Genomic DNA, 13347 nt, shown 5'->3' with positions numbered 1-13347 from the left:
ACCGGCGGCGGCCGCTTCGTCGTTCACAGAGCCCGCTCGTAACTCGCCCACGCGATGTGCGACTCGTGCAGCGTGACGGTGATGCCGGCCAGCCCGCGGGCGCCCTCGCCCAGCGCCCCGGTGTGCACCCGGTCGGCCAGCCGGTCGGCGACGACCTTCGCCAGGAACTCCGTCGAGGTGTTGACACCCGCGAACTCCGGCTCGTCATCCAGGTTGCGGTAATGGAAGTCGGCCACCACGGCGCCCAGTTCCTTCATGGCGAGCCCGATGTCGACGACGATGTTGTCGGCGTCCAGCTCGGCACGGCGGAACGTGGCGTCCACGAGGTACGTCGCTCCGTGCAGACGCTGCGCGGGTCCGAACACCTCCCCGCGGAAGCTGTGGGCGATCATGAGGTGCTCGCGGACTGTGACACTGAACAACGGCTGTGACCTCCCGGTCCGTCCTGTGCGGGCCGGTTCTCCGGCCCCTGTCGTTCAGTACGGCCGGAGGGTTCCGTGCGTTCAGGCCGGGCCGTACGCGACCCGGTGGCACAGTCCGGGCACGTCACCGGCGGCGATCCCGCGCAGCACCGACGGCAGTTCCTCGAAGGCGCACTCGCCCGTGACCAGGGCGTCGAAGACGGGATCGGCGAGCAGGCCGAGCGAGAGCGCGAGCCGGTCGGCGAACGTCCGCCGGGAGCGTCGCGCCGGGGACACCCGTCCCACCTGGCTGCCGCGCACGACCAGACGTCCGGAGTGGAACGCCTCGCCCAGCGGCAGGCTGACCTGCCGGTCCCCGTACCAGCTCAGCTCCAGCACCGTCCCCTCCGGGGCGAGGAGCTCCAGCGACCGTACGAGACCGGCCTCGGTGGCGCTGGCGTGGACGGCCAGGTCGCAGCCGTCCAGGGCGTCCTCCGGCAGGGCGAAGTCGACGCCCAGCGCGGCGGCGACGGTCGCGCGGGCGGGGTCGGCGTCGACGAGCTGCACCCGTACGCCGGGGAAGCGGGCGAGCAGCGCGGCGACCGAGCAGCCGACCATCCCGGCCCCGACGACCGCGATCCGGTCGCCGACCAGCGGCGCCGCGTCCCACAGGGCGTTCACCGCCGTCTCCACCGTCCCGGCCAGCACCGCCCGCGCGGCGGGGACGGAGTCCGGCACCGGTGTCACGGCGCCGGCGGGGACGACGTACCGGGTCTGGTGGGGGTACAGGCAGAAGACGGTCCGGCCGACAAGTTCCCCCGGTCCCTCCTCCACCACACCGACGTTGAGATACCCGTACGTGACGGGCCCGGGGAACTCACCCTTCTGGAACGGTGCCCGCATCGCCGTGTACTGGCTCTCCGGTACGCCACCGCGGAAGACGAGGCTCTCCGTCCCCCGGCTCACGCCGGAGAACAGGGTGCGTACGACGACGTCGCCGGCGGCCGGCTCCGGCAGGGCCACGTCCCGTATCTCGCCGTGGCCGGGGGAGCGCAGCCAGAAGGCGCGTGCGGTGGGCTTCATCGGTTTCTCCTCTTGAACGCTGGGGTGCCGGTGCACGTTTGGAGGGTGACGAGGCCGAGCGCACGGTGAGCGGCGGCCATTGACTCTGTCACAGGTCCGGAGGGTGTCCCGTGTCCGTGGGCGACATGTCCGAAGCACGTTCCGAAGCACGTCTCGAAGTACGTCCCGAAGTACGTCCCGAAGTACGCTCGTTGCGCCTTGAGCCCGCGCTCGGCGTGGCCGCGCAGATCGGTCTGCTGCTCCTGCTCGGTACGGTGACGGGTCTCGGGCCCGTGGGATGGCTGACGGGCCTGGCGTTCACGGTCGCCACCTGGGCCGTGCTCAGCCGGGCCCTGTGCCGCTCCTGGCCCCGGCCCACGCCCTTCGGCCCGGCCAACGCCGTCACCCTGGCCCGGACGACGCTCGTCGGGGGCGTGACCGCGCTGGTCGCGGAGCTCTTCGTGAGCCGGCCGCCGGTCGTGGTCCTGGTCGCGCTCACCACGGTGGCGCTGGTCCTCGACGCGGTCGACGGCCGGGTCGCCCGCCGCACCGGGACGGCGTCGCCGTTCGGGGCGCGCTTCGACATGGAGGTCGACGCCTTCCTCATCCTGGCGCTGAGCGTCTGCGTCGCGCTGTCGATGGGCGCCTGGGTGCTGGCGATCGGCGCGATGCGGTACGTCTTCGTCGCGGCGGCCCGGGTGCTGCCGTGGCTGAACGGCCCGCTGCCGCCGAGCCTGGCCCGCAAGACGGTCGCCGCCGTGCAGGGCGTCGTCCTGCTCGTGGCCGCCGCCGGGATCCTCCCGCCGGTACCGGCGTACGGGGCGGTCGCGGCGGCGCTGGCGCTGCTCGTGTGGTCCTTCGCCCGGGACGTCCGGTGGCTGTGGCGCGTCAAGGTCCCCGGCCGCACAGCCGGGGTGGTCCAGGAGCCCACGCGCGAAAGCGTGTGATCGCCCCCTCACCGCGGGCCGTAGGCGGTCAGGAAGCGGTCGCGGAAGACGTCCATCCGCCAGACAGGGGCGTCCGGCCCGGGCTTCAGCCCGTCCTGCCAGCCCCAGCCGGAGATCCGGTTCAGCACGACCGGGTCGCGGGCGACGACCGTCACGGGTACGTCCCGGCCGTAGCGGTCCCGGGTGACGGTCGGGACGGGCTGGTGGTCGCCGAGGAAGACGACCACGGTGTCGTCGTCGCCGTACCTCTCCACGTACGAGATGAGGCTGTTCAGCGAGTACTCGATCGCGCGCCGGTATGCGCTGCGCACCCGGGCGGGGTCCTTCCACACGTCCTTGGGGTCCTCGCCCGCCTTCTTGACGGACTCGTAGACGGAGCCGTCGCCCATCTCGTCCCAGCCGAGCATGGCCGGAATGGGCGCCCAGGGGTTGTGGCTGGAGGTGAGGACGATCTCCGCCATCAGCGGGTCACGGGCCGGCCTGCCGTGCTCCAGGCGCTCGAAGGCCGCCAGGCTGTACTGGTCGGGCACGGGCGTCCAGCTGAACTTGGGGCCCCGGTACCCGAGGTTCCGGGAGTCGTAGACGTTGTCCAGACCGTAGAACCGCCCTTCCGGCCAGGCCCGTGTGACGCCCGGCATGATGCCGACCGTCCGCCAGGCTCCGGTCCGCCGGAAGGCGCTGGTGAGGGTCAGGCGGTCGCCGGAGGTGAGGTCGCGGTAGCGCTGCTGGTTGTCGATCCACAGGCCCGACGCGAAGGTGGAGTGGGCCAGCCAGCTCCCGCCGCCCGTCGTGGGGGAGGTGAGGAAGGCGCTGCGGGCGGAGAACCCGGCGGCGCCGAGCCGGCGCGATCCGTTCGCGAGCACCGCGCCGACGTCCGGTGCCATGCCGGGGTCCTCGATCGCGTTGCGGCCGTAGCTCTCGATGAAGACGAACAGGACGTCCTTGCCACGCAGCCCGGTCAGCAGCCGGTCCGCGGGCGTGTCGCGGAAGGCGTCGACGGCGGACTCCTCGGCGAACGCCTCCCTGTCCGCCACCCCGGCACGCACCTGCTGCACCCGGCTCCGCACGGTGTCGGCCGTGCTGCCGGAGGCCACCGCCGCGCCCGACACCTGCACCCCGAGGGCCGCGCAGAGCACCCAGACGGTCCCGGCCACCAGGGCCGTAGGCGTCGTCACGGCACTGTGCCGGACCACGACGTGACTGAGCCGGACGACCGACAGCACCATCACCACGAGCAGGGCGGCGACGAGGACCCCGGCCCCGACGACGGCACCGAGGGCGCCGGCCGGGCCTATGGAGTCGCTGAGGAACGCCTCGGCGTCGTCGAACAGGATCCAGTCGAGCACGGGGTCGAACGGCCGGGCGAGGATGGAGCGGAAGCCCATGTCGAGGACGTTCAGGAGGGTCAGCAGGCCCAGGACCACCCCGGCGACCACCGCCACCACCCGCCTGGCCCTCGGCCGCAGCACCAGCAGCAGCGCGGCGCCGCCTATCGCCTCCACCGGTAGGCGCGTGAACGCACCGGGCGAGAGGCGTTCCAGCCGGTCGGGCAGCAGCAGGGCCACGACCACCAGCACAGCGGCCAGCCCCGTACCCACCCGTGACGCCGCGACGCGCGGCAGCTGACGAGACGTTCTGATCGACACCCGGAGGTCCTTCCGTACGAAGCGCGGGGGTACGGCGGGCTCCGGCGCACGAGCCGGGGCCGCCGTGGAAGGTACGGTCCACCGGCCGGTGCCGTTCAAAGCCGGAGAGCCGGAGAACGGACGCCGGGTGAGCCGCGTCTCACCCGGGCGGTGGCGCTTGTCTATGCAACGAGTTGCATAGAAAGATCGGGGCATGGCGCTCGACCACGCGATCCTCGTGTCCCTGCTGGAGAAGCCGGGCTCCGGCTATGAGCTGGCCCGGCGGTTCGAGCGGTCCATCGGCTACTTCTGGACCGCCACCCACCAGCAGATCTACCGCGTGCTCAAGCGCATGGAGAGCGACGGCTGGATCGATGTCCGCGAGGTGCCCCAGCAGGGCCGACCGGACAAGAAGGAGTACTCCGTCGCCGCGCTCGGGCGGGCCGCCCTCTCCGCGTGGCTGCACGAGCCGATCGAACCCGAGAGCGTCCGGCACGACCTCGCCGTGAAGATCCGTGGCGCGGCCTTCGACGACCCGGCCGCCCTGATCCGCGAGGTGGAGCGGTACCGGCAGATCCACACCGAGCGGCTCGCGCACTATCTCGCGGGCGAGCTGCGCGACTTCACTGGACCGGAGGCGCCCCACGCCGCCGGACCGCCCGACGCGGGGCGGGAGCTCCAGCACGTGGTGCTGCGCGGCGGCATCGCGTACGAACGGATGACGCTCGCCTGGCTGGACGACGTACTCGCCACCCTCCGCCGGCTCGCCGCCGGTCGCTGACCACCCCTCACGCACACACCTCCCCGGAAAGGCGGACACCCATGGCCGACCCGCTGCTGTTCAACCCGCGCACCTACGACCCGGCGCACTTCGACCCCGAGACCCGCAGGCTGCTGCGCGCCACCGTCGACTGGTTCGAGGCGCGCGGCAAGCGCAAGCTGATCGAGGACTACCGTTCCCGTGCCTGGCTGGCGGACTTCCTCGCCTTCTCCGCCAAGGAGGGGCTGTTCGCGACCTTCCTCACTCCTGCGGCAGCCGGGGACGGCCACCCGGACAAGCGGTGGGACACCGCCCGGATCGCCGCCCTCAACGAGATATTCGGGTTCTACGGGCTCGACTACTGGTACGCCTGGCAGGTCACCATCCTCGGCCTCGGCCCGGTCTGGCAGAGCGACAACGCCGCCGCCCGCGCCCGTGCGGCCGAACTCCTCGACCAGGGGGAGGTGTTCGCGTTCGGCCTGTCGGAGAAGGCCCATGGCGCCGACATCTACTCCACCGACATGCTGCTGGAGCCCGACGGCCGGGGCGGTTTCCGCGCCACCGGTTCCAAGTACTACATCGGCAACGGCAACGCCGCCGGGCTCGTCTCCGTCTTCGGCCGCCGCACCGACGTCGAGGGCCCGGACGGCTACGTGTTCTTCGCCGCCGACAGCCGCCACCCGGCGTACCACCTCGTCAAGAACGTCGTCGACTCGTCGAAGTACGTCAGCGAGTTCCGGCTGGAGGACTACCCCGTAGCCCCGGAGGACGTCCTGCACACCGGGCGCGCCGCCTTCGACGCCGCGCTCAACACCGTCAACGTCGGCAAGTTCAACCTGTGCACCGCGTCCATCGGCATCTGCGAGCACGCGATGTACGAGGCCGTCACCCACGCGCAGAACCGCATCCTCTACGGCCGCCCCGTCACCGCCTTCCCGCACGTGCGCCGCGAGCTGACCGACGCGTACGTCCGTCTCGTCGGCATGAAGCTGTTCAGCGACCGCGCCGTCGACTACTTCCGCTCCGCCGGCCCCGACGACCGCCGCTACCTCCTCTTCAACCCGATGACGAAGATGAAGGTGACCACGGAGGGCGAGAAGGTCATCGACCTGATGTGGGACGTCATCGCCGCCAAGGGATTCGAGAAGGACAACTACTTCGCCCAGGCGGCCATCGAGATCCGGGGCCTGCCGAAGCTGGAGGGCACGGTCCACGTCAACCTCGCGCTGATCCTGAAGTTCCTGCGCAACCACCTGCTGAACCCGGCCGAGTACGAGCCGGTCCCCACCCGCCTCGACGCGGCGGACGACGACTTCCTCTTCCGCCAGGGACCGGCCCGCGGCCTCGGCTCCGTACGCTTCCACGACTGGCGCCCCGCCTTCGACGCGTACACCCACCTCGCCAACGTCGCCCGCTTCCGGGAGCAGGCCGACGCCCTGTGCGAGTTCGTCACCACCGCGGCGCCCGACGAGGAGCAGAGCCGTGACCTGGACCTGCTGCTCGCCGTCGGCCAGCTGTTCGCGCTCGTCGTCCACGGCCAGCTCATCCTGGAGCAGGCGCGCCTGACCGGTCTCGACGAGGACGTGCTGGACGAGCTGTTCGCCGTTCTCGTCCGCGACTTCTCCGCGCACGCCGTCGAACTGCACGGCAAGGACTCCGCCACCGAGCAGCAGCAGCTCTGGTCGCTGGGCGCGGTCCGCCGCCCGGTGGTCGACGAGGCCCGCTCGTCCCGGGTCTGGGAGCGCGTCGAGGCGCTGTCCGGCGCGTACGAGATGACGCCGTAACACCCACGGCGAACCGTGTGCGGGCCGGTGGGGCCGGGTGGTCAGTCACCCGGCCCCACCGGCCCGGCTCATGCGGATGTCTGTGGGCTCCGCAGCATGGACGAGAGCGTGCGGTCCAGGATGTCGGGCACGTCCCGCTTCCTGAGCCGGCGGGCCTCGGCCTCGGACGCCGCCGCGTGCAGCAGGCTGTAGAAGGTGGTCACCAGCCAGCCCACGGGCAGGTCGGCGCGGAACACCCCCTCCTCCTGGCCACGCACGAGGATGCGCTCCACACGTCCGAGGACCTTCTCGTGGTGCGCGCGGCGGCGGGCCGGGGCGATGACGCCTTCGGAGGCGGACAGCAGGAACGCGTGCCGCTCCAGGATGCGCCAGCTCGACCGTACGAGGCGGGAGAACGCCTCGTCGGCCGGGCCCTCGTCGAGGTGCTGGTCCTGGAGGACGGCGTCCGCCTGTTCCACCGAGTGCGCCAGAACCGCGTCCAGCAGCGCTTCGCGGGACGGGAAGTGCGCGTACAGGGTGACCCGGCTGACGCCGGCCGCAGCGGCCACCGCCGTCATGCTGACGTGCGGGTCCTGGACGAAGCAGTCGAGAGCGGCGGCCACGATGGTGGCGATGCTGCGTTCGGCGTCGGCGCGGCGGACCTTCTGATGCGGGCTGGGCATGTGGGGAGCGTATGTCACCCCCGTCCACCAACCGAATATCTTGAACAATGCTGTTCAGCTTAAGGCTCTGTTGGCCTACGCTGATCCTTAACAGTGTTGTTCAAGTTAAGGGGTTTCGGTGACACAGCACCAGGCGACGCAGCACCCTGCTCAGTCCCAGGCCGGTCCACCGGACCCACGCCGGTGGGTGATCCTGGCGCTGCTGTGCACGGCACAGTTCATGCTGATCGTCGACGTGACCGTGGTGAACGTGGCGCTGCCCACGATCGGTGACGAGCTGGCGCTCGGCGCCGGCGCGCTGACCTGGGTCGTCACGGCGTACACCCTGTTCTTCGGCAGCCTGCTGCTGCTCGGCGGGCGGGTCGCCGATCTGCTCGGCAGGCGGCGTGTGTTCCTGGCCGGGCTGGCCGTGTTCACGGTCGCCTCGCTGGTGTCCGGGCTCGCGGAGAGCGGCGGTGTGCTGATCGCCGCCCGCGCTGCCCAGGGCGTGGGCGCCGCGATCATGTCACCGTCGGCAATGGCCCTGGTCATGGCGGTGTTCCACGGTCCGGAGCGCCACCGCGCCCTGGGCGTGTGGGCGGCTGTCGGCGGCACGGGTGCCGCCTTCGGTGTCCTCCTCGGCGGGGTTCTGGTGTCCGGCCCGGGCTGGGAGTGGGTCTTCTACGTCAATGTCCCGATCGGCGTCCTCGTACTGGTCGCGGTCCCTGCCCTGCTCAAGGAGCAGGCGGCCGGACAGGGGCACGGGCACCACGGCCACGGACACGGCAGCGGCAACGGACATGGCCACGGACACGGACATGGCCACGGACACGGCCACGGGCATGGGCACGGGGCGACGCCCGGTGTGGACATCCCGGGCGCGCTGACGATGACCGCCACGCCCGCGCTGCTCATCTACGGTCTGGTCCAGGCCAGGGACCACGGGTTCGGCGATGCGTCCGCGTGGCTGCCGCTCGTCGGCGCGCTGGTCGGAGCCGCTCTGTTCGTCGTGGCCGAGCGGTCCGCGGCCGCGCCGCTGGTGCGACTGCCGTTCCTGGCCCGTCGCTCGCTGCTGGGCGGCTGCCTGGTCATGCTCGCCGCGTCGGGCGTCCTGATCTCCGCCTTCTTCCTCTGCTCCTTCTACCTCCAGCACGTGCTCGGTTTCTCCGCGCTGAAGACGGGCCTCGTCTTCCTCCCGGTCGCCGTGGTCACCACCGTGGGCGCCCACCTCGGCTCACGGGCCGTCGCGCGGCTGGGCTGGCGGGTGACAGCCGGTGCCGGGCTCGGAGTCGCCGCGGCCGGGGCGCTCCTGCTGACGGGGCTGGAGCGGGACGGCAACGCGTGGACCCAGGTGCTGCCCGGATTCCTGCTGCTGGCGTTCGGGCTGGGAGCCGGCTTCGTCTGCGCCATCACCAGCGCCATGCACGGTGTGGAGCACGCCGACGCGGGCCTGGGTTCCGGGCTGGTGAACACCGGTCACGAGCTGGGTGCCGCTCTCGGTATCGCGGTGGTGGCGGCCGTCGCCGGGGCGAGCCTGGAGGGCGGCGGGGCGGCGGGCGCCCCGTCGGTCGAGGGTTTCGGGGCCGCGTTCGCCACCTGTGCGGTCATCTGCGCCGTGGTCGCCGTGGCGAGCCTGGCTCTGCTGCCCAAGGGGCGCCCGGACCCGTCGGCAGGTCCGGTGTTCGCCCACTGACGCCCTGTCCGGTGGAGTAAATAGGCACAAACGCCATCAGATAGACCTGGCATCCCGCTCAGGTGGCCCGTTTGAATGATCAAAATGGAGGGGGGTTAGCATATGAGCACCGCCTAGCTCGAAAGATGAACCTGTGACTGTCAATGAGGACTCGTTCACCAGCTGGAAAAACCGCGAGGAGATCGCGGAGTCGATGATCCCGATCATCGGGAAGCTGCAGCGGGAGCGGGACGTCACAGTCCTGCTCCACAGCCGTTCCTTGGTGAACAAGTCGGTGGTCAGCATCCTCAAGACCCACCGATTCGCGCGGCAGATCGCCGGTGAGGAACTTTCCGTCACCGACACGATGCCGTTCCTGCAGGCGCTGACGACGCTCGATCTCGGCCCTTCCCAGATCGACATCGGCATGCTCGCCGCCACGTACTGGACCGACGACCGAGGTCTCTCGGTGGCGGAGTTCACCGCCGAGGCCGTCGCCGGCGCCACGGGGGCCAACAAGATCGAGCGCCGTCAGGCGCGCGACGTCGTTCTTTACGGCTTCGGGCGCATCGGCCGCCTCGTCGCCCGCCTGCTCATCGAGAAGGCCGGATCCGGCAACGGCCTGCGCCTGCGCGCCATCGTCGTCCGCCAGGGCGGCGAACAGGACATCGTCAAGCGCGCCTCGCTGCTGCGCCGCGACTCCATCCACGGCCAGTTCCAGGGCACGATCACCGTGGACGAGGCGAACAGCACGATCGTCGCCAACGGCAACGAGATCAAGGTGATCTACGCGGGCGACCCGTCGGAGGTCGACTACACGGCGTACGGCATCAAGGACGCCATCCTCATCGACAACACCGGCAAGTGGCGTGACCGCGAGGGCCTGTCGAAGCACCTGCGCCCCGGTATCGAGAAGGTCGTCCTGACCGCCCCGGGCAAGGGCGACGTCCCCAACATCGTCCACGGCGTCAACCACGACATGATCAAGCCGGACGAGCAGATCCTGTCGTGCGCGTCCTGCACCACCAACGCGATCGTCCCGCCACTGAAGGCCATGGACGACGAGTTCGGCGTACTGCGCGGCCACGTGGAGACCGTCCACTCGTTCACCAACGACCAGAACCTGCTGGACAACTACCACAAGGCCGACCGCCGGGGCCGCTCCGCGCCGCTCAACATGGTCATCACGGAGACCGGTGCCGCTTCCGCGGTCGCCAAGGCGCTGCCCGACCTCAAGGCGCCGATCACCGGCAGCTCGATCCGCGTTCCGGTGCCGGACGTCTCGATCGCGATCCTCAGCCTGCGGCTCGGGCGGGAGACGACCCGCGAGGACATCCTCGACTACCTCCGCGACGTGTCGCTGACCTCGCCGCTCAAGCGCCAGATCGACTTCACGACGGCCCCCGACGCGGTCTCCAGCGACTTCATCGGCTCGCGCCACGCCTCGATCGTCGATGCCGGCGCCACCAAGGTCGACGGTGACAACGCGATCCTCTACCTGTGGTACGACAACGAGTTCGGCTACTCCTGCCAGGTCATCCGCGTCGTCCAGCACGTCTCCGGGGTGGAGTACCCGACCTACCCGGCCCCGGCGGTCTGACGCCGGCGGACCCTCCGTGAGGCAGACCCCGCCGGTCTGCCTCACGGAGTCAGTTCCACAACCGCCGCTCCGCCCCGCGCGGGTCCTCCACGACGCCCTGTTCCGGATGGTCGAAGACCATCACGGGGCGGCGCTGGAGACCGTACGGCTCCCAGCCGGGGTCGCCGTGCGCGGTGAACGCCACCCAGGCGGCGTGCATCCGGCGCGCGAGGTCCTCCGGTGCCTCGTGGCCGGCCAGCCCCTCGGCGCCCGGCCTGTCCAGGGTGTCGAAGGCGAAGCCGATCTCCAGGGCGTGGCAGGCGCCGAGGTCGCCGACCGGAGTGCGCCAGGCGAACTCGTACATATGGGTGGTGGCGCCGGCCCGGGCGCGGGCCTCCGCCATCCGGATCGCGGGCAGCCGGAAATAGCGGTCGGTGAGTACGGCGGCCAGCACATCGCCCGGCGTGGCACCGGGCCGGGCCTCGGCGTAGGCGTCCGCGACGGCCGGCGTGGCCAGGGACCGCACCGCGTCCGCCCCGATGGCCCCGGCGGCACCGGTCGGGACGAGGAACAGCCGCTGTTCCTCGGTGGTGGTGCCCGTGAGCAGCGGAACACCGTGGCCCGCGCCGGCGGCGATCGCGTCGAGCGGTGGCCGCTCCAGTACGTCGCCGTCCACGACCGGCGGAAACGGCATCGCGGCCGCCACCACGCTGGGTCCGTAGCGGCCGTGACCGGGCCGTGAGCCGAGGTCGGCGGAGATGCGCCGTTGGGCCGTGAGAAGGTCCGGCAGTGGTACGGAGGCGAACGCGCGGGCGGTCGGTTCCACCCCGAGGAGCCGTGCCGCTTCCGAGGTCACCAGCCGGGCGTCCTCGGCGGTCACGTATCCCTGGCCGGCGCCGCTCTGCGCGACGGCGCGGTGGAACAGCCCGGCGCTGTGGCCGCTGGACAGCAGTGAGACGACGCTCATGGCCCCCGCGGACTCGCCGGCCACGGTGACCTGCCCCGGGTCGCCCCCGAACGCGGCGATGTTCTCCTGGACCCAGGCCAGCGCCGCCACTTGGTCGCGCAGGCCCAGGTTGGCCGGGGCGTCGGGGAAGAGCGCGAAGCCGGGTACGCCGAGCCGGTAGTTGAGGGAGACGAAGACGACACCGTCCCGGGCGAAGGCGTGCCCGTCGTACGTGGGGACGGCCGAGGAGCCGTGCATGAAGGCACCCCCGTGGATCCACACGAACACGGGCAGGCCCGAGGCCGCGGGGTCGGGCGTCCACACATTGAGGTTGAGGAAGTCCTCGCCAGGTATGGACGGTTCGGGCAGCAACCGGGCCAAGGCCGGCGGGTAGGCCGGCGCGGGAGCCGTCGGCCCGAACCCGACCGCCTCCCGGACCCCGTCCCAGCCCTCCGGCGGAGCGGGCGCCCGGTACAGCCCGTCGCCCCTGGGAGCGGCGGCGTACGGGATGCCGAGGAACGAGGCGACGTTGTCGGTGACGCGCCCGCGCAGGCGGCCCTGCTTGATGGTGACGACCATATCCATTCGTACCCCCTCGACGTCATGGAGCCCACAACATACCGAGCGGTCGCTCAGGCGGCTAGGCCGGGGGCTCGGCCGGGGCTTGGCCGGGCGTGATGGGTCAGTGGTTGATCGTGTCGCGGACCTGGGCGTACACAGTGGCGTCCGTCAGGAACGCGCTGTGGCCGATGCAGGCGGTCTGCCTGTTGGTGGCACCGTCGAGGGAGACGCTGCTGTCGGGGTTGATGAAGGTGTCGCAGGGCGACCACCAGGTCGCGTACCGGGGGCTTCCCGGGGTTTCGTCACCGGAGTTGAGGGCGGTGAGGAAGTCCGAGCCGATGCGCATGTCGTAGCAGGAGGCGTCGAAGCAGGTGTTCGCCGTGTCGGTGCCGTGGTTGGGACCCGCGAGCGAGACCCATGTGTCGATCCGGGCGCTGCCGTCGAGGTACTTGGCGTAGTGGCGCGAGGAGAGTCCGCCCATGGAGTGGGTGACGACATCGACCTTCGAGGCGCCGGTGGCGGCCAGCAGCCGGTCGACCTCCGCGGCGAGTTCCTGGGCGGTGGTGGCGTTCGCCTGCTGTGAGTCGTACTGCCACTGACGCAGGTGCGAGGCGGGCCAGTCGTCGTTCCTGAACCGGCTCGCCATGGTGTCCCAGTTGGCCGCGCTGCCGTTGTAGCCGTGCACGAACAGGACCGGATGGCTGGTGGAACGGAACGTCGATGTCCCGGCCGCGCCGGCGGGGGCCCAGGACAGCAGGGCCAGGACGGCGACAGCGAGGCAGGCGACGAGTGCGGGCTTTCTCACGAGTGACCTCACGGGGAAGGGGGGAGCGGGGCACGGAGCAACGCCTGGGGCGGAGGGGGGCTGTTGCGGAGCGCGTCATTCCCGGGTCACGGAAAGACCGAGGGGCACGAGGTGCCGAGGAGGTGCCGAAAGGTTACTGCCGGGTATGTGGCGGAGGGCAAGAGGCGTGCGGCAGATACTTCGTGAGCCGTGGGTGGCGCCGGCCGGCGGACCGGCGCCACGGTGGCGAGGGCGAGGTCAGACGGTGGTGGTGTCGCAGAGCACCACACCGAGAACGTCGTTCCCGGTCGTGCCGTAACCGGGAAAGGTCACGGTGTCGCCGGGGGCCGCCGTACGGCAGGGCATCGAGGTGCCGTCCCGGTACTCGACCGTCACGTGCTGCGTACTCTCACAGCCGTTGCTGACGAACGTGTAGCGCCAACCCGCCGAGTACTCCACGCACGCCGGTGCCGCGCCGCCGGTACCCGTCGCCTCCGCCGCGGCCGGGGTCGCGCCTGCGACGGACAGCACCACTCCCACAACTCCGTACATGACTGAACGCACAGCCTGGGACACGAGAACTCC

The 13347-nt window shown here is 71.2% G+C and carries 12 protein-coding genes; 5 read left to right on the top strand and 7 right to left on the bottom strand.

Going from position 1 to position 13347, the window contains the following annotated elements; translation table 11 throughout:
- Positions 1-23: 23 nt before the first annotated feature.
- Together AMK26_RS31790 and AMK26_RS31785 are read right to left on the bottom strand one after the other, a co-directional pair.
- Positions 24-422, bottom strand: coding sequence for a 6-pyruvoyl trahydropterin synthase family protein (locus tag AMK26_RS31790; RefSeq protein ID WP_073758990.1), 399 nt, complete (start codon positions 420-422; stop codon positions 24-26).
- Positions 423-503: 81 nt separating this feature from the next.
- Positions 504-1484 carry a zinc-dependent alcohol dehydrogenase gene (locus tag AMK26_RS31785; RefSeq protein ID WP_073758988.1) on the bottom strand — a complete coding sequence of 327 codons (981 nt, stop codon included), beginning with the start codon at positions 1482-1484 and terminating at the stop codon, positions 504-506.
- Between the two features lie 125 nt (positions 1485-1609).
- On the opposite strand from AMK26_RS31785, the gene AMK26_RS31780 reads away from it, so the two are divergent.
- Positions 1610-2410, top strand: coding sequence for a CDP-alcohol phosphatidyltransferase family protein (locus tag AMK26_RS31780; RefSeq protein WP_079277933.1), 801 nt, complete (start codon positions 1610-1612; stop codon positions 2408-2410).
- Positions 2411-2418: 8 nt separating this feature from the next.
- Here AMK26_RS31780 and AMK26_RS31775 read toward each other — a convergent pair whose 3' ends face one another.
- Positions 2419-4056 (bottom strand): sulfatase, encoded by a 1638-nt coding sequence (locus AMK26_RS31775; RefSeq protein WP_241838161.1) that lies wholly within the window; start codon positions 4054-4056, stop codon positions 2419-2421.
- Positions 4057-4249: 193 nt separating this feature from the next.
- Here AMK26_RS31775 and AMK26_RS31770 point away from each other — a divergent pair, with 193 nt between their 5' ends.
- Both AMK26_RS31770 and AMK26_RS31765 read left to right on the top strand, forming a co-directional pair.
- Positions 4250-4816 carry a PadR family transcriptional regulator gene (locus AMK26_RS31770; protein WP_073758984.1) on the top strand — a complete coding sequence of 189 codons (567 nt, stop codon included), beginning with the start codon at positions 4250-4252 and terminating at the stop codon, positions 4814-4816.
- A 41-nt stretch (positions 4817-4857) separates the two neighbouring features.
- A complete protein-coding gene (locus AMK26_RS31765; RefSeq protein WP_073758982.1) occupies positions 4858-6579 on the top strand; it encodes an acyl-CoA dehydrogenase family protein in 1722 nt (573 codons plus the stop codon).
- Positions 6580-6647: 68 nt separating this feature from the next.
- On the opposite strand, the gene AMK26_RS31760 is transcribed toward AMK26_RS31765, so the two are convergent.
- A complete protein-coding gene (locus AMK26_RS31760) occupies positions 6648-7241 on the bottom strand; it encodes a TetR/AcrR family transcriptional regulator (RefSeq protein WP_073758980.1) in 594 nt (197 codons plus the stop codon).
- A 220-nt stretch (positions 7242-7461) separates the two neighbouring features.
- Here AMK26_RS31760 and AMK26_RS31755 point away from each other — a divergent pair, with 220 nt between their 5' ends.
- Positions 7462-8913, top strand: coding sequence for an MFS transporter (locus AMK26_RS31755; RefSeq protein ID WP_241838184.1), 1452 nt, complete (start codon positions 7462-7464; stop codon positions 8911-8913).
- Between the two features lie 133 nt (positions 8914-9046).
- Positions 9047-10492 carry a glyceraldehyde-3-phosphate dehydrogenase gene (locus AMK26_RS31750; RefSeq protein WP_073758976.1) on the top strand — a complete coding sequence of 482 codons (1446 nt, stop codon included), beginning with the start codon at positions 9047-9049 and terminating at the stop codon, positions 10490-10492.
- A 49-nt stretch (positions 10493-10541) separates the two neighbouring features.
- Here the strand turns inward: AMK26_RS31750 and AMK26_RS31745 are convergent, their stop codons facing one another.
- The 3 genes from AMK26_RS31745 to AMK26_RS31735 form a co-directional block, all read right to left on the bottom strand.
- Positions 10542-12002 carry a carboxylesterase/lipase family protein gene (locus AMK26_RS31745; RefSeq protein WP_073758974.1) on the bottom strand — a complete coding sequence of 487 codons (1461 nt, stop codon included), beginning with the start codon at positions 12000-12002 and terminating at the stop codon, positions 10542-10544.
- Positions 12003-12099: 97 nt separating this feature from the next.
- The gene (locus tag AMK26_RS31740; protein WP_073758972.1) at positions 12100-12783 is read right to left on the bottom strand and encodes an esterase/lipase family protein; all 684 of its coding nucleotides are present in this window, start codon (positions 12781-12783) and stop codon (positions 12100-12102) included.
- Between the two features lie 237 nt (positions 12784-13020).
- On the bottom strand, positions 13021-13293 hold the full coding sequence (locus AMK26_RS31735; protein ID WP_241838159.1) for an alpha-amylase: 273 nt from the start codon (positions 13291-13293) through the stop codon (positions 13021-13023).
- Positions 13294-13347 lie beyond the last annotated feature (54 nt).

Source organism: Streptomyces sp. CB03234 (genome assembly GCF_001905885.1).
Classification (GTDB): domain Bacteria; phylum Actinomycetota; class Actinomycetes; order Streptomycetales; family Streptomycetaceae; genus Streptomyces.
Note: the sequence above shows the minus strand (reverse complement) of the source record. Positions and strands in the feature narration are given on the sequence as shown.